At 71.8% G+C, this 20,665-nt stretch carries 15 protein-coding genes and 1 pseudogene; 1 reads left to right on the top strand and 15 read right to left on the bottom strand.

What is annotated here, in order from left to right; genetic code table 11:
- From ACZ6ZT_RS06695 to folC, 13 genes and pseudogenes are all read right to left on the bottom strand, one after another.
- A pseudogene (locus tag ACZ6ZT_RS06695) lies at nucleotides 1-597 on the bottom strand (hypothetical protein); the annotation flags it as partial.
- 235 nt (nucleotides 598-832) lie between these two features.
- The gene (locus ACZ6ZT_RS06690; RefSeq protein ID WP_469716188.1) at nucleotides 833-1,612 is read right to left on the bottom strand and encodes a TIGR03936 family radical SAM-associated protein; all 780 of its coding nucleotides are present in this window, start codon (nucleotides 1,610-1,612) and stop codon (nucleotides 833-835) included.
- 127 nt (nucleotides 1,613-1,739) lie between these two features.
- A complete protein-coding gene (locus ACZ6ZT_RS06685; RefSeq protein WP_469716186.1) occupies nucleotides 1,740-2,861 on the bottom strand; it encodes a hypothetical protein in 1,122 nt (373 codons plus the stop codon).
- Between the two features lie 101 nt (nucleotides 2,862-2,962).
- Nucleotides 2,963-4,888: a TIGR03960 family B12-binding radical SAM protein gene (locus ACZ6ZT_RS06680; protein WP_469716184.1), complete on the bottom strand. Its 1,926-nt coding sequence runs from the start codon at nucleotides 4,886-4,888 to the stop codon at nucleotides 2,963-2,965.
- 72 nt (nucleotides 4,889-4,960) lie between these two features.
- Nucleotides 4,961-6,547, bottom strand: coding sequence for a CYTH and CHAD domain-containing protein (locus ACZ6ZT_RS06675; RefSeq protein ID WP_469716183.1), 1,587 nt, complete (start codon nucleotides 6,545-6,547; stop codon nucleotides 4,961-4,963).
- 77 nt (nucleotides 6,548-6,624) lie between these two features.
- The gene (gene rodA / locus ACZ6ZT_RS06670) at nucleotides 6,625-7,824 is read right to left on the bottom strand and encodes a rod shape-determining protein RodA (RefSeq protein WP_469716181.1); all 1,200 of its coding nucleotides are present in this window, start codon (nucleotides 7,822-7,824) and stop codon (nucleotides 6,625-6,627) included.
- 7 nt (nucleotides 7,825-7,831) lie between these two features.
- On the bottom strand, nucleotides 7,832-10,006 hold the full coding sequence (gene mrdA / locus ACZ6ZT_RS06665) for a penicillin-binding protein 2 (protein ID WP_469716180.1): 2,175 nt from the start codon (nucleotides 10,004-10,006) through the stop codon (nucleotides 7,832-7,834).
- A 13-nt stretch (nucleotides 10,007-10,019) separates the two neighbouring features.
- Entirely contained in the window at nucleotides 10,020-10,715 is a 696-nt protein-coding gene (gene mreD / locus ACZ6ZT_RS06660; RefSeq protein WP_469716178.1) for a rod shape-determining protein MreD, read from the bottom strand.
- Nucleotides 10,716-10,727: 12 nt separating this feature from the next.
- Entirely contained in the window at nucleotides 10,728-11,675 is a 948-nt protein-coding gene (mreC, locus tag ACZ6ZT_RS06655) for a rod shape-determining protein MreC (RefSeq protein WP_469716176.1), read from the bottom strand.
- Nucleotides 11,676-11,842: 167 nt separating this feature from the next.
- Nucleotides 11,843-12,862 (bottom strand): rod shape-determining protein, encoded by a 1,020-nt coding sequence (locus ACZ6ZT_RS06650; protein WP_008738981.1) that lies wholly within the window; start codon nucleotides 12,860-12,862, stop codon nucleotides 11,843-11,845.
- 296 nt (nucleotides 12,863-13,158) lie between these two features.
- Nucleotides 13,159-13,569: a nucleoside-diphosphate kinase gene (ndk, locus tag ACZ6ZT_RS06645; RefSeq protein ID WP_469716174.1), complete on the bottom strand. Its 411-nt coding sequence runs from the start codon at nucleotides 13,567-13,569 to the stop codon at nucleotides 13,159-13,161.
- 64 nt (nucleotides 13,570-13,633) lie between these two features.
- On the bottom strand, nucleotides 13,634-13,990 hold the full coding sequence (locus ACZ6ZT_RS06640; protein ID WP_469716172.1) for a DUF4233 domain-containing protein: 357 nt from the start codon (nucleotides 13,988-13,990) through the stop codon (nucleotides 13,634-13,636).
- Between the two features lie 7 nt (nucleotides 13,991-13,997).
- The gene (gene folC / locus ACZ6ZT_RS06635) at nucleotides 13,998-15,539 is read right to left on the bottom strand and encodes a bifunctional tetrahydrofolate synthase/dihydrofolate synthase (RefSeq protein WP_469716170.1); all 1,542 of its coding nucleotides are present in this window, start codon (nucleotides 15,537-15,539) and stop codon (nucleotides 13,998-14,000) included.
- Nucleotides 15,540-15,657: 118 nt separating this feature from the next.
- Here folC and ACZ6ZT_RS06630 point away from each other — a divergent pair, with 118 nt between their 5' ends.
- Entirely contained in the window at nucleotides 15,658-16,713 is a 1,056-nt protein-coding gene (locus tag ACZ6ZT_RS06630) for a rod shape-determining protein (RefSeq protein ID WP_469716168.1), read from the top strand.
- Here ACZ6ZT_RS06630 and ACZ6ZT_RS06625 read toward each other — a convergent pair.
- A complete protein-coding gene (locus ACZ6ZT_RS06625; protein ID WP_469716166.1) occupies nucleotides 16,710-17,858 on the bottom strand; it encodes a sensor histidine kinase in 1,149 nt (382 codons plus the stop codon). The genes ACZ6ZT_RS06630 and ACZ6ZT_RS06625 overlap by 4 nt on opposite strands.
- A gap of 174 nt (nucleotides 17,859-18,032) precedes the next feature.
- Nucleotides 18,033-20,654, bottom strand: coding sequence for a valine--tRNA ligase (locus ACZ6ZT_RS06620; protein ID WP_469716165.1), 2,622 nt, complete (start codon nucleotides 20,652-20,654; stop codon nucleotides 18,033-18,035).
- Between the last annotated feature and the right edge of the window lie 11 nt (nucleotides 20,655-20,665).

Here is a 20,665-nt window from a genome sequence, read left to right as displayed (position 1 = left end):
GGCACGACGACGGGCACGCGGAGCCGGGGCGGCGGCCGGAGCCTCCTCCTCGACCGGCGCGGCCACGGCGGCCGGGGCCTCCACGACGACCTCGTCGGCGGGGGCGGCGGGAGCGGCCACGGCGCGGGTGGCACGACGACGGGCACGCGGAGCCGGGGCGGCGGCCGGAGCCTCCTCCTCGACCGCCGCGGCCACGGCGGCGGGCGCCTCGGCGGCCGGGGCCTCCGGGGCGGCGACGGCGCGGGTGGCACGGCGGCGGGCACGGGGAGCCGGGGCGGCGTCCGGGGTCTCCTCGGCGGCGGGCGCCGCAGGAGCCGCGGCGGGCTCCACGGCGACGGCCTCGGCGGCCTCGACGGCGGCCGGGGCGGTCACCGCGCGGGTGGCACGGCGACGGGCACGCGGGGCCGGAGCGGCGGCGGCCGGCTCCTCCACCACGGGCACGGCCTCGGCGGCGGGCGCCTCCGGGGCGGCGGCGCCGGCCCCACCGGGCGGGCCGGCAGGCCGGGACGCCGCGCGGCGACGCCTGCGCGGGGGCAGGCTGTCGCTGGGGCTGCCACTGTCGGCGGCGGGGGTGTTCTCGTTTTCGGTGTTGAGCATGCGGGCGGTTCTCCCGTCACGCTCCCGGGCGCCGCGGCTGACATCCGGTCCGGCACGCCTCCGCGTAATGAGCGCGGAGCCGGCCTCCGGGGCGCGTTCGCCACACGGGAGCTGTAGTCCATGGCCGCCGGTTCCGTACGTCTTGTCCGTACGGCCTGGCGGAAGTCTTCAGGTAGGTGCGCTGCCCGACCCAGGTGGCTCCCGAGTGCCAGGGCGGCGCGGACGACGACGATCCCTACGCGGCGGGACCTTCCGGCGCCTTCGCGTCGGCGGGCACGGCGGCCGTGGGTGGGGCGGCCGTGTCAGCCTCGCGGTCGGGCGCGAGCGGGTCGGTCACCGTGCCGGACTCCTCGTCGAAGAGCCCCTGCGCCAGCCTGGTCACCGCAGCGGGGACCGGCGGCGCCAGGTCGGCCACAGCGTGGAGACCGGACAGGACGTCGTCGGGTCGCACGGCAGGTGTCAAATGCCGAACAACCAGCCGCAGTATCGCACAGGCATTGTCCAGCGGCCTATCAGCCTGGACCGGAAGTGCTTCCAGAGTGACGACCGCGGCGCGGGTGTCGAAGGTGCGCACGCCGTTCTTGGTGCGGCGCTGCACCTCCACGGTCTCGGCGGCGAGGAAGGCCCCCACCGCCCGCTCGGCGTCGGCGGGGTCCACGCCCTCCAGGCGTAGCTCCCACACGGAGGCGGTCAGCCGGTCCGCGAGCCCGGAGGTGCGGGCTTCGACGGCGTCGATGATGTCGAGCCCGGACGGCATCGACTCGTCGAGGAGCGCACGGAGCTTCTCGGGGTCGCGTGCCGCGGCGAGCGCGATCTCCAGGTACTCGGCCTCGCTGCCGGTGCCGGTGGGCGCGGCGTTCGCGTACGAGACCCGGGGGTGGGGAGTGAAGCCGGCCGAGTACGCCATGGGCACCTCGGCGCGGCGCAGGGCGCGCTCGAAGGCGCGCTGGAAGTCTCGGTGGCTGGTGAACCGGAGGCGGCCACGCTTGGTGTAGCGCAGTCGGATGCGCTGCACCACCGGTGCGGGAGGCGGGCCTTCGGGCTGTCGCTTGCCCAGTGGTTCTTCTCCTTGTGCGGGGCGTCGCGGCTCGCGCGCCGCCCTGAGTGTCCGTGGGGCCGGGCTGCCGCGCCCTGCCCCCGGCTCACCCCTGCCGTTGTTCGTGCAGGGAGATCTCGGGAGCGGTCACGGTGCCTACGGCTGTCGTACTACCCAGAGTACGCGCCCGTGACCTCGCCGGTTCCCGGGGAGGCCATCCGAACAGCGCCCGCCGCACCTCGGCGCGCGCTTCGCGCACGGCGGCCCGGGCGGTGCGCCACACCTCGCGGACCACGTGTCCCACCGGAGTGGCGACCTGCCGGTAGGCCCAGGCGCAGGGCCGGGCGACGAGTCCGCGCCACAGCAGGACGAGCCCGCGCCCGAGGGCCCGGCTCACCCGGCCGGCCAGGTGCCAGGCGCCGAGCAGCAACCGGCCGAGGGGGGCGAGCAGGTAGGCGTACGCGGCCCGGCCGGCCGGCGCGAGCACATGCCGGTACGCGCCGGCCCCGACCGGCGCGAGGACGTACCGCCACAGCGCGGCCCAGGGCCACACGAACAGCGCCCGGCCCAGCCACGTCAGGCAGCGCCCCGCGCCACGGGCCCCGGGCGCGAGGACGTAGCGCCCCAGAGCGGTCCACGGCCACACGAAGAGCGCCATCCCCACGGCCCACCCGGCCACGGCGAGCCCCCTGGCCAGCGGCCGGAGCACCCGCCGCCCCACCGTGCGCAGCGCCCGGCCGAGCCCCTCCCCCAGCGGCCGCAGCAGCCGGGTCAGCAGCACGCTCCCGGCGGGCGCCAGCACATGGCGCCAGAGCCCGGCCCACGGCCACACGAACACGGCCCACCCGGCGAGCGCGAGGCCCCGGGCCAGCGGCCGCAGCGCGCGGCCCAGCCACGCCAGCCCCCGCCCGGCGGGCACCAGCACGTAACGCCACAGCCCGGCCCACGGCCAGACGAAGACCAGCCGGAGCAGGATCACCGCGCCCCGGCCGATCGTCTCCAGCACCGGCCCCAGCACGTGGACGCGGAACCGGCGCAGTCCCTGGCCCACGGGCCCGAGCACGTGCCGGCGCAGCATCCGGGCGGCCGCGACGAGCACGTCCCACACCACCCGTACGGGCAGGACCACGAGGACGGCCACGACCTTGACCGGCACCCGCAGGACACCGATCAGACACCCGTCGCCGTCGCTGTCGCCGCCCACAGGCTGCCGCTTTTCCATATCCATGCCGCTAAGGACACCAGAAGCGACGAAGCCGTTGCGCCGCGCCGAAGACGAAACCCCCGCCGTTGACGGCGGGGGGTTCCGGGGTTCAGCGGGTCACGCGGTCACTTCACGACCGACAGCGGCAGCAGCTTCTGCCCCGTCGGACCGATCTGGATCTGCGTGTCCATCTGCGGGCAGACGCCGCAGTCGAAGCACGGGGTCCAGCGGCAGTCCTCGACCTCGGTCTCGTCGAGGGCGTCCTGCCAGTCCTCCCACAGCCAGTCCTTGTCGAGGCCGGAGTCGAGGTGGTCCCAGGGCAGGACCTCTTCGTAGGTGCGCTCGCGGGTGGTGTACCAGGCCACGTCCACGCCGTGGGCGGGCAGCGTCTTCTCCGCCGCCCGCATCCAGCGGTCGTACGAGAAGTGCTCGCGCCAGCCGTCGAAGCGGCCGCCGTCCTCGTACACGGCGCGGATGACATCGCCGATGCGGCGGTCGCCGCGCGAGAGCAGGCCCTCGACGATGCCGGGCTTGCCGTCGTGGTAGCGGAAGCCGATGGAGCGGCCGTACTTCTTGTCGCCGCGGATCTTGTCGCGGAGCTTGCCGAGGCGGGCGTCGGTCTCCTCGGCGCTCAGCTGCGGGGCCCACTGGAAGGGGGTGTGCGGCTTCGGCACGAACCCGCCGATCGAGACCGTGCAGCGGATGTCGTTCTGCCCGGAGACCTCACGGCCCTTGGCGATGACGTTGACCGCCATGTCACCGATCTGGAGGACGTCCTCGTCGGTCTCGGTGGGCAGGCCGCACATGAAGTACAGCTTCACCTGCCGCCAGCCGTTGCCGTACGCGGTGGCGACGGTGCGGATCAGGTCCTCTTCGGAGACCATCTTGTTGATGACCTTGCGCATGCGCTCGGAGCCGCCCTCGGGGGCGAAGGTCAGGCCCGAGCGGCGGCCGTTGCGGGTCAGCTCGTTGGCCAGGTCCACGTTGAAGGCGTCCACGCGGGTCGACGGCAGGGACAGGCCCACCTTGTCGTCGGAGTAGCGGTCCGCGAGGCCCTTGGCGATGTCGGCGATCTCGGTGTGGTCCGCGGAGGACAGCGACAGCAGGCCGACCTCCTCGAAGCCGGTGGCCTTCAGGCCCTTCTCCACCATCTCGCCGATGCCGGTGATGCTTCGCTCCCGCACGGGGCGCGTGATCATGCCGGCCTGGCAGAAACGGCAGCCGCGGGTGCAGCCGCGGAAGATCTCCACGGACATGCGCTCGTGGACGGTCTCGGCGAGCGGGACCAGGGGCTGCTTGGGGTAGGGCCACTCGTCGAGGTCCATGACCGTGTGCTTGGACACGCGCCACGGCACGCCGGAGCGGTTCGGCACGACACGGCCGATGCGGCCGTCCGGCAGGTACTCGACGTCGTAGAAGCCCGGTACGTAGACGTTGCCGGTCTTCGCGAGGCGCAGCAGCACTTCCTCGCGCCCGCCCGGACGGCCTTCGGCCTTCCAGGTGCGGATGATCTCGGTCATGTCGAGGACGGCCTGCTCGCCGTCGCCGATGACCGCGCAGTCGATGAACTCCGCGATCGGCTCGGGGTTGAAGGCCGCGTGGCCGCCCGCGAGGACGATGGGGTGGTCGACGGTGCGGTTCCTCGACTCCAGCGGGATGCCCGCCAGGTCGAGGGCCGTGAGCATGTTGGTGTAGCCCAGCTCCGTGGAGAAGGACAGGCCGAACACGTCGAAGGCGCTCACGGGGCGGTGGCTGTCGACGGTGAACTGCGGCACCTTGTGCTCGCGCATCAGCTCTTCGAGGTCGGGCCACACCGAGTAGGTGCGCTCGGCGAGGACGCCCTCGCGCTCGTTGAGCACCTCGTAGAGGATCATGACGCCCTGGTTGGGCAGCCCGACCTCGTAGGCGTCCGGGTACATGAGCGCCCAGCGCACGTCGCAGGACTCCCAGGGCTTCACCGTGGAGTTGAGCTCACCACCGACGTACTGGATGGGCTTCTGCACATGCGGGAGCAGAGCTTCGAGCTGTGGGAAGACCGACTCGGACATCACGCGACTTTCGTGAAGCGGGCAGGGGGCGACTCTCAAGCGTACCCCGAGGGCCGCTCGCCCCCGCCCACGTGATCACTTGAGGGCGGCCCGGAGTTTGGGGTCGGAGGCCTTGGCCCATACGTGCGGAAGGTCGCGTTCGAGGGAGTCGGCGAAGGCTTCCTCGCGGGCGTGGAGCAGGCCCCAGGTGAAGGAGGCCTCGCCGGCGGCCCCGGCCTGGACGGCGATGCCGAACAGCGCCTCGCGGGCGACCACGCTGTCCTGGTGGTCGCCGAGCAGGGTCTGTACGGTTTTGGCGGCCTTGGCCATCCGCTTCGCCGGCTTGCCGAGGGCCGGCCGGGCGGCCTCGGCCGCGTACCGGGCCCGTTTCGCGGCCTTGCGGGCGCCGTGCAGGGCCACGTCCCGTTCGTGTCCCGGCTCCAGGGCCAGGGCGGCCTCGACGCGGTCCGCGAGGCGTGCGTCGTCGTGCAGGACGGCCTTGGGCAGGACGCTCTCGGCGGGCCGGTCGGCGGCCTTGAGCAGCGGCGGGTCGGCCAGCAGGGCCGCGAGGTCGTCCAGCAGCTCCGCGTACCAGTCGCTGTCGAGCGCGGCCAGGGCCTGCGCGCGGGTCTCGCCGCGGCGCTTGGTGTCCCAGATCAGCAGCCGGTCGCAGACCGGGCCGAGCCGCAGGGGTACCGGGACCCCGTCGAGGCCGGCGCCCAGCCGCTCGGCGAGGACCTCCTGGTCGCGGTCGACCCCGAGCTCGGCCGCCAGCCGGCGCAGCCGCTCGCCGAGCGGGTCGGTGACCTCGCGGTCCACGACCTTGCCGTAGCTCTTGAAGGCGCTCCGCAGTCGCCGGGTGGCGACGCGCATCTGGTGGACGGCGTCCGGCAGGTCGCGGCGGACGGCGGGGTCGTAGGCGACGAGGGCGGCGTGCTGGGTGCGCAGGTACGCGAGGACGTGCGCGCCCGCCGATCCGTCGGCCGCCCGCGGCCCGGCCGGGGCGGCGGGCGCGGCGCCGGTCTCGGCGAGGGCGCGGGCGAGCTTCGAGGGGGCGTCGCTGACCCGGAGTCCGGCCGTGCGGAAGGTGTCCTCGACGGCGTCGAGGAGCGCGGGGTCCGTCCCGTCCGCCAGTTCGACCTCCACCTCGGTCCAGTCGGCGCTCCGGTCGCCGCGCTCGGCGAGGACGGTGTCGGTGGACAGCTCGGCGAGCGGTGAGCCGTCGGCGTCGAGCAGGTGGGCCACTTCCCGGGAGGAGAGCAGCCGTACGAGGGGCCGCAGCGGCTCGTGGCGGACGCGCGAGCGCAGCAGGGCGGCCAGTTCCGCGGGGACGGTGTCGGAGAGGGGGGCCTGGATCTCGTCGCGGATCCCGGCGGAGACGGGGAGTTTGAGGTGCCAGCCGGCGTCCTCGCCGCCGGTGCGGCGGCGCAGGGTCACCCCGTCGGCGGCGAGCCGGAAGTCGGGGGTGTCGTAGTAGACGGCGTCGAGCTGGACGGTGCCCCGGTCGCTCACGGCGGCGATCGCGCCGGTGCCGGTGAGGTCCGGAAGCCCGCCGCCGCCCGCCCGTTTCCCGTCCGCGGATTTCCCGTCCGCCGGCTTCCCCTTCGCGGATTTCACGCCCGGTGCGCCGTCGGCGTGCGTGAACTCGAATTTCCGCTCGATCTCTCGCTTGGTGTCCGCCATGAACCGAATCTAGTACGGAACAGGTGGCGGCGGGAGGCCGCCTCCGCCGGGTGGGCGGCGGCCTCACCCCACCGTGGTCAGGCCGACAGCGGGCGCTGGACCCGGACGGACTGGAGCAGTCCGACCGCGACCCACACGGCGAACATCGACGATCCTCCGTAGGAGACGAAGGGCAGCGGGAGCCCGGCCACCGGCATGATGCCGAGGGTCATCCCGATGTTCTCGAAGGACTGGAAGGCGAACCAGGCGATGATGCCGGCGCACACGATGGTGCCGTAGAGCTCGGTGGTCTCGCGGGCGATCAGGCAGGCGCGCCAGAGGATGACGGCGAGCAGGACCAGGATCAGTCCGGCGCCGAGGAAGCCGAGTTCCTCACCGGCCACGGTGAAGACGAAGTCGGTCTGCTGCTCGGGGACGAACTGGCCGGTGGTCTGCGAGCCCTTGAAGAGCCCGGAACCCAGCAGCCCGCCGGAGCCGATGGCGATGCGCGCCTGGTTGGTGTTGTAGCCGACGCCGGCGGGGTCGAGTTCGGGGTTGGCGAAGGCCGCGAACCGGTTGATCTGGTACTCGTCGAGGACGCCGAGCTGCCAGATCAGGATGGCTCCGGCGGCGCCGGAGGCCATCAGGCCGACCACCCAGCGGTTGGAGGCGCCGGAGGCCAGCAGCACGCCCAGCACGATGATGACCATGACCATGACGGAGCCCAGGTCGGGCATCAGCATGACGATGCCCATGGGGGCGGCGGCCAGGCACAGCGCCTTCACCACGGTGCGGTGGTCGGGATGGGCGAGGTCGCCCGCGTCCACCCGGGTGGCGAGCAGCATGGCCATGCCGAGAATGATCGTGATCTTCACGAACTCGGAGGGCTGGAGCGAGAACCCGCCGCCGACCACGATCCACGCGTGGGCGCCGTTGATGGTGGCGCCGAGCGGGGTGAGCACCGCGAGGATCAGCACCAGCGAGAGCCCGTACAGCAAGGGCACGATCCCGCGCAGGGTGCGGTGCCCGAGGCAGATGGTGCCGATCATCAGCACGACGCCGATGCCGGTGTTCATGGCGTGGCGCAGGAGGAAGTAGTACGGGTCCCCCTGGTTCAGCGAGGTGCGGTTGCGGGTCGCCGACCAGACCAGCAGGCAGCCGATGCCGGACAGGGCGAGCGCGGACAGCAGTATCGGCCAGTCCAGCCGGCGCAGGACGGAGTCCCGGGCGGTCAGCTTGGCGACGGGGCCGCGCCGGGGCGCGTACCGGGAGACGGAGAACTTGTTGGCGGTCTGCATCGGGGCCTCAGTCCTGCCGGGCCACGGGCGGGGCCGGCGGTCCGGCGAGGGCGGGCACCGGTTCCTCGGGCGACGGCGGCACGTACGGCCTGATCTCGGGGGCGTCGATGGAGCCGTCGGGCTGGATGGCGGGGAGCTTGGCCTCGGGCTTGGGCAGCAGGGCCTTCTTCGGGTCCTGCTTGCCGGCCATGTCGAGGCCGTAAATGGCGTTGTAGATGTTGCGCACGGCGGGACCGGAGGCACCGGAGCCGGTGCCGCCCTGGGAGATCGTCATCACGATCGTGTAGTCCTCGGTGTACGTGGCGAACCAGGAGGTCGTCTGCTTGCCGTAGACCTCGGCGGTACCGGTCTTGGCGTGCATCGGGATCTGCTTCTGCGGCCAGCCGCCGAAGCGCCAGGCGGCGGTGCCCCGGGTGGCGACGCCTTCCAGGGCCGCGTCGATCTGGTCGCGGGTCTTCGTGGTCATCGGCAGCCGGCCGTGGGACTGCGGCTTGATCTCCTCGACCTTCTTGCCGTCGGCGCTGACGATGGCCTTGCCGAGGGTGGGGTTCCACATGGTGCCGCCGTTGGAGATGGCCGCGTAGATGGTGGCCATCTGGATGGGGGTGACGAGCGTGTCGCCCTGTCCGATGGAGTAGTTGACGGAGTCACCGGCGCGCACGAGGTTGCCTTCGAGGCAGTTCTCGTAGGACAGCAGTTCCACGTAGGTGCCGCCCTTCTTGCCGGTCTTGCACCACTGGTCCTTGTTGGCCGCCCAGAAGTTCTGCTTCCACTGGCGGTCCGGGACGCGGCCCTTCTCCTCGCCGGGCAGGTCGACGTGGGTCTCGGCGCCGAGCCCGAACTGGTGGGCGGTCTTGTAGAAGATGTCCGCGGGGTGGGCGATGGGCTTGAGCGCGCCGTCCTTGAGCCACTGCTGGTGGGCGAGGGCGTAGAAGACGGTGTCGCAGGAGACCTCCAGCGCCTGGCCGAGGGTGATGTTGCCGTGTCCCTGGGACTCGAAGTTCTTGAAGACCTGGCCGCCGATGGAGTACGAGCTGGGGCAGGGGTAGTCGCCGTCGAACTTGTACCCGGCGTTGACGGCCGCGGTGGTCGGGATGACCTTGAAGATGGAGCCGGGGGCGGCCTGGCCCTGGATGACCCGGTTCATCAGCGGGACGTTGGAGTCCTTGGCGGTGAGCTTGGCGTACTCCTTGGCGGAGATGCCGCCGACCCACACGTTGGGGTCGTACGTCGGGTTGGAGGCCATCGCGACGACCCGGCCCGTCTTGGACTCCAGCACCACGACGGCGCCGGCGTCGGCTTTGTAGTTGACGCCGGTGTTGCGGTCGAGCTGCTTGCGCGCCTCGACCATCGCCGCGTTCAGCTCGTACTCGGTGACGGCCTGGACGCGGGCGTCGATGCTGGTGATCACGTTGGCGCCGGGGACCGCCGGATCGTTGGCGGCCTCGCCGATGACCCGGCCGAGGTTGTCGACCTCGTAGCGGGTGACGCCGGACTTGCCGCGCAGTTGCTTGTCGTAGGTGCGCTCCAGGCCGAAGCGGCCGACCTGGTCCGAGCGCAGGAACGGCGAGTTCGTGTTCTTCGCCTTGATGATCTCGTCGTCGGTGACCGGGGAGAGGTAGCCGAGGACCTGCCCGCTGTTGGCGCCGCCGGGGGCCGGGTAGCGGCGTACGGCGGTGGGTTCGGCGGTGATGCCGGGGAAGTCCTCGGGGCGTTCGCGGATCTGGAGGGCCTGCTGGGTGGTGGCCTCCAGGGTCACCGGGATGGGCTGGTACGGGGAGCCGTTCCAGCAGGGCTGCGGGGTCTTGGAGTCGCAGAGACGGACCTTGTCCATGACGTCCTGCGGCTTCATGTCGAGCACCCCGGCGAGCCGGGTCAGGACGCCTTTGCCCTTGTCCTTTATCTTCATCAGCTCGGTACGGCTGGCGGAGACGACCAGACGGGTCTCGTTGTCGGCCAGCGGGACGCCGCGGGCGTCGAGGATGGACCCGCGGACGGCGGGCTGGACGACCTGCTGTACGTGGTTGTTCTTGGCCTCGTCGGCGTACTCCTGCCCGTTGCGGATCTGGAGGTACCAGAGCCGGCCGCCCAGGGTGAGCAGCAGGGAGAAGACGAGCACCTGGAGGATGACGAGCCGGATCTGCACCCGGGGGGTGCGGCCGGTCTCCGGAATGTTGGTCACGACTGCTCCCCCGTCACAGCTTCTTGACGCTCTTCACGCCCTTGACGCCCTTGATCCGGGGCGGTCGCCCCGCCCGGCCCCGCCCGCTCCGAAGGCGCAGGCCGCCGCGCTGGCTGCCGATGCGCAGCCCCGTCCCGCCGGCCAGCCAGCCGGAGGAGACGTCCTTGCCCTGGGGCGGTCCGCCGCCCGCTTCGACGGCCATCGGGTCGTTCTCCGCGCGCCGGGCCAGCGCCATGATGAACGGCACCGTGAAGGGCGCGAGCAGCAGGTCGTACAGCATGGCGGTGAACAACAGCCCCACCAGGCCCACGTGGCGGGCGGCGGTGTCGCCGACGAGGGCGCCCACGCCCGCGTACAGCAGGGTGGAGCCGAACGCGGCGGCGACGACGGTGAGCATCGGCCCCCAGGCGGAACGGAACCGCCCGTTGTCCGGGCGTACGAGGCCCACCAGGTAGCCGATCACGCACAGGACGAGCGCGTACCGCCCGGCGGCGTGGTCGGCGGGCGGGGCCAGGTCGGCGAGCAGACCGGCGCCGAAGCCGATGAGCACGCCGCCGACGGGCCCGTAGACCAGGGCGAGGGCGACGACCGTCAGCAGGACGAGGTCGGGGACGGCTCCGGGCAGCTGGAGCCGGCCGAGGACGGTGACCTGGATGACGAGCGCGACGGCGACGAGCGTGCCCGACAACAGGATCCGGTTGAAGCGCATGGTGGTCGGCTCCTACTCGTCGTCCGGCTTGCCCGCGGCGCCGGCGGACGCGGACGGGGTGACCGTGACGGTGACCGTCGGGGTGGGCTTGGGGGCCTCTGGCTTGGGCGGCAGGACGGCGTCGCGGGGGTCCTCGCGCGGGGGCATGACGACGACGCCGACGATGTCCAGGCGGGAGAACCCGACGAACGGCCGCACCCACACGGTGCGCGTCAGGTCGCCGCGCGAGGGGTCGACCTTGACGACCTCGCCGATGGGGACGCCGGGCACGAAGGGCTTGTTGCCGCGGGAGCCGAAGGTGACGAGCCGGTCGCCCGGGTTCACCTTGGCCTTGCCGTTGAGCATCTGCACGGAGAGGGCGCGGTCGCCCTGACCGGTGGCGAAACCGAGTTCGCCGGTCTTCTCCAGGCGGGTGCCGACGGTGAAGTCGGGGTCGTTGGCGAGGACCACGGTGGCGGTGTCGGGGCCGACCGTGGTGACGCGGCCGACGAGGCCGTCGCCGTTCAGGACGGTCATGTCGCGCTCGATGCCGTCCTTGCTGCCCGCGTCGATGGTGACGGTCCAGGAGAAGCCCTGGGCCGCTCCTATCGCGATGACCTCGGCGCCCTTGATGCCGTACTGCCCGGCGCCGGCCCGCTTGAGCATCTGGTCGAGCTCGTGGATCCGGCTGCGGGTCTGGTCGTCGCTGCCCAGCTTGGCCTTGAGCGCGGTGTTCTCGCGCTCCAGCGTCGCGATCCGGTTGTGGCGCTCACCGGAGTCGCGTACGGCCCCTATCGCGTTGCCGACCGGGTCCACCGCCGTGGCCATGCCCTTCTCGACGGGGCCGAAAACCGATGCGGCGGCCTGCCGGGCGCCGTCCACCGGCGACTCCTCGCCCGCTCTGATGTCCACCGTGATCAAAGCGAACGCGATGGCGATCAGCAGCACCAGGAGCAGCCGGCTCTCTCGTGTGTCCCTCACGTGTGGAGGCCGTGCCTTCCTCGTAGAAACCCATGCGGCGGAGCCGCTCCGGTGGAGCCGGGGCACGCACCGGACTGTGCCTGTATATCAACGATCCGCCGCACGGGCGCGGTAGCACCCGTACGGCGGATCCTTGTGTTCCGCTTGCCCCTTTGACGGGGTTTCGGTCACCGCCGGGGCTGGGCGTCCAGGACCTGCTGGAGGGCTTCGAACTCCTCGACGCACTTGCCGGAGCCGAGGGCCACGGAGTCGAGGGGGTCTTCCGCGATGTGGATCGGCATGCCCGTCTCGCGGCGCAGCCGCTCGTCGAGCCCGCGCAGCAGGGCGCCGCCGCCGGTGAGCACGATGCCGCGGTCCATGATGTCGCCGGAGAGCTCCGGCGGGCACTTGTCGAGCGTGGTCTTGACCGCGTCGACGATGGCGTTGACCGGTTCCTCGATGGCCTTGCGGACCTCGGCGGCCGAGATGACCACGGTCTTCGGCAGCCCGGACACCAGGTCCCGGCCGCGGATCTCGGTGTGCTCGTCCTTGTCGAGGTCGTACGCCGACCCGATGGTGATCTTGATCTGCTCGGCGGTGCGCTCGCCGAGGAGGAGCGAGTACTCCTTCTTGATGTGCTGGATGATCGCGTTGTCCAGCTCGTCACCGGCCACCCGGATGGACTGCGCCGTGACGATTCCGCCGAGCGAGATGACGGCGACCTCGGTGGTGCCGCCGCCGATGTCCACGACCATGTTGCCGGTGGCCTCGTGGACGGGCAGGCCCGAGCCGATGGCGGCGGCCATGGGCTCTTCGATGATGTGCACCTGGCGGGCGCCGGCCTGCGTGGACGCCTCGATGACCGCGCGGCGCTCCACTCCGGTGATGCCGGAGGGCACGCAGACCACCACGCGCGGACGCGCCAGGTACCGGCGCTTGTGGATTTTGAGGATGAAGTACCGGAGCATCCGCTCGGTGATCTCGAAGTCGGCGATGACGCCGTCCTTGAGGGGCCGTACGGCGACGATGTTGCCGGGCGTCCGGCCGATCATCTTCTTCGCCTCGGAGCCGACCGCCAGGATGCCACCGGTGTTCGTGTTGATGGCGACCACGGACGGCTCGTTCAGGACGATTCCCCGGCCCCTCACGTACACCAGCGTGTTGGCGGTCCCGAGGTCGATCGCCATGTCACGGCCGATGAACGACATGTTGTTCCCCTTGTTCCCCATGAGGAGCGTCTGGCCTTCCAGTTGATAGCTGCTGCTGTCAGGTCGGCGAGGTGGGTGTGTGGGTGGAGGCCCCATCGTAATGCCGCGTGTGCGCGCACCGCGCGACGGGACTCCGGCAATCCCGCCGGAACGGATACCCGTCCCCTTAGTGGTGACGTCGTGTCCTGTCCAGGCGTTCCCGCTCGGCGCCCGTAATACCGAAGGGCGACCGAAATTACTTCGGTCGCCCCAGGTCATGAGCGCTATATGGCTGATGTCTCGTCAGGAAAGAGTGCTCAGAGAGCGGGGAAGAACAGCTTCAGCTCCCGCTCCGCGGACTCCTCGGAATCCGAGGCGTGGACCAGGTTCTCCCGGGTGACGGTACCGAAGTCCCCCCGGATGGACCCGGGCGCGGCGGCGATCGGGTCGGTGGGTCCGGCCAACTGGCGGACACCCTCGATCACGCGTTCCCCTTCGACCACCAGGGCGACGACCGGACCGCCGGCCATGAAGCCCATGAGGGGCTCGTAAAAGGGCTTGCCCTTGTGCTCGCCGTAGTGCGCTTCCAGCGTCGCCTCGTCCAGCGTGCGCAGCTCCAGCGCGGGGATGGTCCAGCCGGCCTTCCGCTCGATGCGGCCGATGATCTCGCCGATCAGGCCGCGCCGGACGGCGTCGGGCTTGAGCAGGACGAGGGTGCGCTGGGTCATGTGGTAACTCCTTGCGGCATACGGGTGCGGTAGGGCGAATCTACAGGGCCGTTACGGGGAACCGTCACGCAGCGTCAGGAGCGGCGGCTTCCGCCTGTGCGGCCCACCGCGCCTTGGCCGCGTCGATCTTCCGGCCGTAGTGCACGGAGCACCACCACAGGCCCGCGAAGACGGCGCCCAGGAAGAACATCGTCGGGACCACGAAACCGCTCGCGATCAGGCCGATCTGCAGCGCCCAGCCGAGCGGCACCGCGCCGGGACGCGAGAGCATCCCGCACAGCAGCACCGACAGCAGCATGACGACGCCGCACACCGTCCACACCTGGGCCTGGGTCAGGTCCGGGTTCTTCATGGCCACCAGGCCCGCGAAGCCGACGACGAAGAACTCGCCGATCAGCGTGCTCGCGCAGAGCGTGCGCATCGATCCCTCAGCCCCTCTTGAACAGCAGGCGGGCCTCGCCCACCGTGATCACGGAACCGGTCACCAGGACCCCGGCCCCACCGTATTCGGCCTCTTCCTCCGCCAGGGTGACCGCCGCCTCCAGGGCGTCGTCCAGCCGCGGCTCCACCTGCACCCGCTCCGGCCCGAAGACCTCCACCGCGACGGCCGCCAGCTCGTCGGCGCCCATCGCCCGGTGGCTGGTGTTCTCCGTGACGACGACCTCCGCGAAGATCGGCTCGAAGGCCTCCAGGACGCCCCTGACGTCCTTGCCCTCGCTCGCCGCCACCACACCGATCAGCCGGCTGAAGCCGAAGGCCTCGGTGACGGCTTCCGCCGTCACCCGCGCCCCGGCCGGGTTGTGCGCGGCGTCGAGGATCACCGTCGGGCTGCGCCGCACGACCTCCATGCGGCCCGGCGAGGTCACCGCGGCGAAGGCCCGGCGCACCGTGTCCGCGTCCAGCTCCCGCGCGTGCTCCGCGCCGACGCCGAAGAAGGCCTCGACGGCGGCCAGCGCCACCGCCGCGTTGTGCGCCATGTGGGCGCCGTACAGCGGCAGGAAGATCCCGTCGTACTCGCCTCCCACCCCGCGCAGGGTCAGCATCTGGCCGCCGACCGCCACCTCGCGGGAGACGACCCCGAACTCCATGCCCTCGCGGGCCACGGTCGCGTCCACCTCGACGGCCTTCTTCAGCAGCACCTGCGCCGCGTCCACCGGCTGCTGCGCCAGGATGACGGTGGCGTCCTGCTTGATGACGCCGCCCTTCTCCTGGGCGATCTCGCCGGTCGTGGAGCCGAGCCGGTCCGTGTGGTCGAGGCTGATCGGGGTGATCACCGCGACCGAACCGTCGATCACGTTGGTGGCGTCCCAGGTGCCGCCCATGCCGACCTCGACCACGGCCACGTCGACGGGCGCGTCCGCGAAGGCCGCGTAGGCCATCCCGGTGAGCACCTCGAAGAACGACAGCCGGTACTCCTCGGCGGCGTCGACCATCTCCACGTACGGCTTGACGTCGTGGTAGGTCTCCACGAAGCGCTCGGCGCTGATCGGCACCCCGTCCAGGCTGATCCGCTCGGTCACCGACTGCACGTGCGGGCTGGTGTAACGGCCGGTGCGGAGCTCGAAGGCGTTCAGCAGGGCCTCGATCATGCGGGCCGTGCTGGTCTTGCCGTTGGTGCCGGTGACATGGATGGACGGGTACGCGCGCTGCGGCTCGCCCAGTACGTCCATCAGCGCGGCGATCCGGCTGACGGACGGCTCCAGCTTGGTCTCGCCCCAGCGCGAGGCCAGCTCCTGCTCCACCTCCAGGAGCGCCTTCGCCACCTCCGGGTCCTCGGGGCGGGAGGGCACCGCATCGGCCGCCGCGGGCGGTCCGGCCTGGGCGCGCAGGGTGCGGCTGCCGGCCTCGATCACCGCCAGGTCGGGGTCGCGGCCGGACTCTTCCGCCACTATCTGGTCGAACTCGTCGAAGGAGTCGTCGAGGTGGTCGACGCCGTCACGGTCGGGGATCTCGGGCTGCTGCTCACTCACGGGCCCCAGTCTACGGACGAGGACCCCCGGGACTTTCGGCCCGGCCGTTTCGGGACCATCGGCGACGAAAGCGACCGGATCGTTATGCAAGCCTTGCGGACATCAGATTGGGGAACAAATGCCGCAGGCCAGCGCCAACAAGACAGCCTCCAGCCGCGACATAGGCATCGACCTGGGGACCGCGAACACCCTCGTCTACGCCCGTGGGCACGGGATCGTCCTCAATGAGCCGTCCGTGGTCGCGGTCAAGGCCGGCACGACCACCGCCCTCGCCGTCGGGACGGAGGCCAAGGAGACCATCGGCCGCACCCCGGGCTCCATCACCACGATCCGCCCCCTCAAGGACGGGGTGATCTGCGACTACGAGGCCGCCGAGGAGATGATCCGGCACTTCGTGCGCAAGGCCGTCCCCGGCCGCCGCCCCCGCACCCGGATGGTGATCTGCGTGCCCTCCGGGGTGACCCCGGTCGAACGGCGGGCCATCGTCCAGGCCGCCACCCGGGCCGGCGCCAAGGCGGTCCACCTGATCGAGGAGCCGATGGCGGCGGCCATCGGCGCGGGACTGCCCGTCGCGGAGGCCCGGGGCTCGATGGTCGTCGACATCGGCGGCGGCACCAGCGAGGTCGCCGTCATCTCCCTCGGCGGGATCGTCACCTCGCGGTCCCTGCGGGTCGGCGGCGACCGGCTGGACACGGCCGTCGCGGACCACGTGCGCAAGGAACACGGGCTGCTCATCGGCGAGCGCACCGCCGAGGACGTCAAGATCGGCATCGGCTCGGCGTGGCCCGTCCCGGAGCGGCCCGAGCTGGAGACCCGTACGTTCACCGTGCGCGGCCGCGAGCGGGTCGGCGGCATGCCGAAGACGCTGGAGCTGACCGCCCGGGACGTGCGCTCCGCCCTCGACGAGCCGGTCGAGGCGATCATCGCCGCCGTCCGCTCCACCCTGGAGGAGTGCCCGCCCGAACTGTCCGGCGACGTGATGCAGCACGGCATCGTCCTCACCGGCGGCGGCGCCCTCCTGCCCGGCCTCGACCTGCGCATCGCCTCCGCCACGGGCATCCCGGTCTTCGTCGCGGACGCCCCGCTGGACTGCGTGGCGCTGGGCTCGGGCCAGTGCGTGGAGGATCTCGACTCGCTGGACGGGCTGCTGCGCGGTCAGACCGTCAAGGGTTAACCCCGCGGCAGCGTGGCCACCACCTCGTACGTGTCCCGCGTGCGGGTCGCCGTCAGGGTGCCGCCCAGGCTGCTGACGCGTTCGGCCATGCTCGCCGTGCCCGAGCCCGCCGAGACGGGGGCGCGGCCCGGGGTGCGGGCCGGGAGGCCGTTGCGGACGGCGATCCGCAGCTGGGGGCCGTCCACCCGGATCGCCACGTCGATGGTCTCGCCGTGCGCGTGCTTGGCGGCGTTGGTCAGGCACTCCTGCACCACCCGGTAGACCGCCGCCTGCCGCAGCGGCGACAGCGCGTGCGCGTCCGGGTCCATCGCGAGCCGGACCGGCGAACCGGCCTGCCCGCTCTCGCGCGCCAGCGCCGCCAGCCCCTCGACGCCCGGGGTCGCGGCCCGCTCCCCGCGCTGCACGATGATCTCGTTGAGCACCAGGTGGGCCCGGCGCGCGGTGTCGGCCAGCTCCTCGAAATCCTTCGCGTACGCCGTCTCGCGCGCCCGCACGGAGAGCACCTCGGAGCGCACCGTGAGCAGGGTGAGCTCCCGCCCGACGAAGTCGTGGACGTCGCGGGCGACGGAGGTCCGCTCCTGCTGGACGGCGTTCAGCACCGCCGACTCGGCGCGCCGGGCCTCCAGCTCGCGGACCAGGTCGTGCCGGTAGGCGGCGATCCCGACCGCCGAGGCGAGCACCCCGATCGGCACCACCAGGCTGAGGAAGGCGCTGAGGGTCTCCGCCCGCGGCTCGGGCCAGCCCGGCAGGCTGAACACCGCGAGCGCGAAGGCCACGTAACCGAGGGTGGCGAGGACGCCGGCCCGCCGGCCCCGGTAGCGCCCGACGGAGTACAGGGCGAACTGGATCAGGGTCAGCTCGTGCAGCCAGCCGATGAACAGCAGCGAGGTCGCGAACGCCAGCCACGGCATCCGGCGCCGCACCAGCAGGGTCGAGCAGCCCAGGGTGAGCACGGCGGCGGCCTGGAACCCGGTCAGCGAGTTGTCGGCGGCGGCCAGGCCCGGCAGGTCCAGCGCCATCAGGCCCAGGCAGACCGCGGCGGCGAGGGCGTCCTGCGCCCGCGGCGAGCCGGCCCAGTCCTCCGTGAGCCGACGGCCGCAGGCCACGACCCGGTGGAACACCGAGAGGGCGGGCTTGAGGGGCATGCCCCCATCATCCGTGCTCGGCGGCCGGGATCGGATCCACGAGACGGACATATGACGTGATATGCGGCACTCGGCAGGGGTCTGGACGGAGCCGCCGGCCCCGCCCGCTCCGGGGACGGCTGAGGCCCCCTTCCCCCGGCCGGCGGCAGGGGGAAGGGGGCCTCGTCGAACGGGTTACGCGGCGGGCAGCGCGTCCAGCTGGGCCTGGATGCGGGCGATGTCCGCCTCGGCCTTGGCCAGCCGGCCCTTGATCTTGTCCACGACGTTGTCGGGGGCCTTGGCCAGGAAGGCCTCGTTCCCGAGCTTCGCCTCGGCCTGCTGCTTCTCCTTCTCGGCGGCCGCCAGGTCCTTGCCCAGGCGCTTGCGCTCCGCGGGCACGTCGATGGTCCCCGACAGGTCGAGGGCGACGGTGGCCCCGGCGACCGGCAGGGTCGCGGTGGCGCTGAAGTCCGCGCCCTCCGGCTGGAGGCGCAGCAGCTGGCGGATGGCGGCCTCGTGCGCGGCCAGCGGCGTACCGGCCAGGTCCAGGCGGGCCGGGACCTTCTGGCCGTCCTGGAGGCCCTGCTCCTTGCGGAAGCGGCGGACCTCGGTGACCACGGCCTGGACGCTGAGGACCTCGGCCTCGGCGGCCTCGTCGCGGAAGCCGCTGTCCTTCGGCCACTCGGCGATGACGAGGGACTCGCCGCCGGTCAGCGTGGTCCACAGGGTCTCGGTGACGAAGGGGACCACGGGGTGCAGCAGGCGCAGCATGACGTCGAGGACCTCGCCCAGGACCCGGCCCGAGACCTTGGCCTGCTCGCCGCCCGCGAAGAAGGTCGTCTTCGACAGCTCGACGTACCAGCTGAAGACCTCGTCCCACGCGAAGTGGTAGAGCGAGTCCGACAGCTTCGAGAACTGGTAGTCCTCGTAGTACGCGTCGACCTCGGCCACGGTCTTGTTGAGGCGCGAGAGGATCCACCGGTCGGTGGCCGACATCTGCTCGGGGGCCGGCAGCTCGCCCTCGACGGTGGCGCCGTTCATCAGCGCGAAGCGCGTGGCGTTCCAGATCTTGTTGGCGAAGTTGCGGGAGGCCTGGACCCAGTCCTCGCCGATCGGCACGTCGACGCCGGGGTTGGCGCCGCGGGCCAGGGTGAAGCGGACGGCGTCGGAGCCGTACTCGTCCATCCAGTCCAGCGGGTTGACGGCGTTGCCGAAGGACTTCGACATCTTCTTGCCGAACTGGTCGCGGACCATGCCGTGCAGGGCGATGGTGTGGAACGGCGGGGTGCCGTCCATCGCGTACAGGCCGAACATCATCATCCGGGCGACCCAGAAGAAGAGGATGTCGTACCCGGTGACCAGGACGGAGTTCGGGTAGAACTTCGCGAGGCTCTCCGTCTGCCGCGGCCAGCCCAGGGTGGAGAAGGGCCACAGGCCGGAGGAGAACCAGGTGTCCAGGACGTCCGTGTCCTGGCGCCAGCCCTCGCCCGCCGGCGGCTGCTCGTCCGGTCCGACGCAGACGATCTCGCCGTTGGGGCCGTACCAGACCGGGATGCGGTGGCCCCACCACAGCTGGCGCGAGATGCACCAGTCGTGGAGGTTGTCGACCCAGTCGAAGTAGCGCTTCTCCATCTCCTGCGGGTGGATCGTGACGCGGCCGTCGCGGACCGCGTCACCGGCGGCCTGGGCCAGCGGGGCGACCTTGACCCACCACTGCATCGACAGGCGCGGCTCGACCGTGGTCTTGCAGCGGGAGCAGTGGCCCACGGAGTGGGTGTACGGGCGCTTCTCCGCGACGATCCGGCCCTCGGCCCGCAGGGCGGCGACGATGGCGGAGCGGGCCTCCATGCGGTCCAGGCCCAGGAAGGGGCCGTGGACGGTGATGACGGCGTGCTCGTCCATGACCGCGAGGTTGGGCAGGCCGTGGCGCTGGCCGATCTCGAAGTCGTTCGGGTCGTGCGCCGGAGTCACCTTGACGGCGCCGGTGCCGAACTCGGGGTCGACGTGGCTGTCGGCGACCACGGGGATGGAGCGGTCGGTCAGCGGCAGCTTGACGAGCGTGCCCACCAGGTGCCGGTAGCGCTCGTCGTCCGGGTGGACCGCGACGGCGGTGTCGCCGAGCATCGTCTCGGCGCGGGTCGTCGCGACGACGAGGCTGTCGGCGCCCTCGCCGTAGCGGATCGAGACGAGCTCGCCCTCGTCGTCCTGGTACTCGACCTCGATGTCGGAGATCGCGGTGAGGCAGCGCGGGCACCAGTTGATGATGCGCTCGGCGCGGTAGATCAGCTCGTCGTCGTAGAGCTTCTTGAAGATCGTCTGGACGGCCTCGGACAGCCCCTCGTCCATGGTGAACCGCTCGCGGGACCAGTCGACGCCGTCGCCGAGGCGGCGCATCTGCCCGGAGATCTGGCCGCCGGACTCGTCCTTCCACTGCCAGACGCGATCGACGAACGCCTCACGGCCGAGGTCGTGACGGGACTTGCCCTCCTTGGCCAGCTCGCGCTCCACGACGTTCTGCGTCGCGATGCCGGCGTGGTCCATGCCGGGCTGCCAGAGCGTCTCGTGGCCCTGCATGCGCTTGCGGCGGGTGAGGGCGTCGATCAGCGTGTGCTCGAAGGCGTGGCCCAGGTGCAGGCTGCCCGTGACGTTCGGCGGCGGGATGACGACGGTGTACGCGGGCTTGTCGCTCTTCGCGTCGGCCGTGAAGTAGCCACGCTCTACCCAGCGCTCGTAGAGCATCCCCTCTACCTCGGCCGGCGCGTACTGGGTCGGCAGTTCGGAGCTGGGGGCACTGGGTGTCTGCGTGTTCTCGGTCACGGGGCACAGGA

Source organism: Streptomyces sp. NPDC102258 (assembly GCF_055584685.1).
Note: the sequence above shows the minus strand (reverse complement) of the source record. Positions and strands in the feature narration are given on the sequence as shown.

Excerpts from the sequence above, each read along its gene's own strand:
- ACZ6ZT_RS06685 (WP_469716186.1), bottom strand. The coding sequence starts at position 2,861 with ATGGATATGGAAAAGCGGCAGCCTGTGGGCGGCGACAGCGACGGCGAC.
- ACZ6ZT_RS06675 (WP_469716183.1), bottom strand. The coding sequence starts at position 6,547 with ATGGCGGACACCAAGCGAGAGATCGAGCGGAAATTCGAGTTCACGCAC.
- rodA (WP_469716181.1), bottom strand. The coding sequence starts at position 7,824 with ATGCAGACCGCCAACAAGTTCTCCGTCTCCCGGTACGCGCCCCGGCGC.
- mreD (WP_469716178.1), bottom strand. The coding sequence starts at position 10,715 with ATGCGCTTCAACCGGATCCTGTTGTCGGGCACGCTCGTCGCCGTCGCG.
- ACZ6ZT_RS06650 (WP_008738981.1), bottom strand. The coding sequence starts at position 12,862 with ATGTCGTTCATCGGCCGTGACATGGCGATCGACCTCGGGACCGCCAAC.
- ndk (WP_469716174.1), bottom strand. The coding sequence starts at position 13,569 with ATGACCCAGCGCACCCTCGTCCTGCTCAAGCCCGACGCCGTCCGGCGC.
- ACZ6ZT_RS06640 (WP_469716172.1), bottom strand. The coding sequence starts at position 13,990 with ATGCGCACGCTCTGCGCGAGCACGCTGATCGGCGAGTTCTTCGTCGTC.
- ACZ6ZT_RS06630 (WP_469716168.1), top strand. The coding sequence starts at position 15,658 with ATGCCGCAGGCCAGCGCCAACAAGACAGCCTCCAGCCGCGACATAGGC.
- ACZ6ZT_RS06625 (WP_469716166.1), bottom strand. The coding sequence starts at position 17,858 with ATGCCCCTCAAGCCCGCCCTCTCGGTGTTCCACCGGGTCGTGGCCTGC.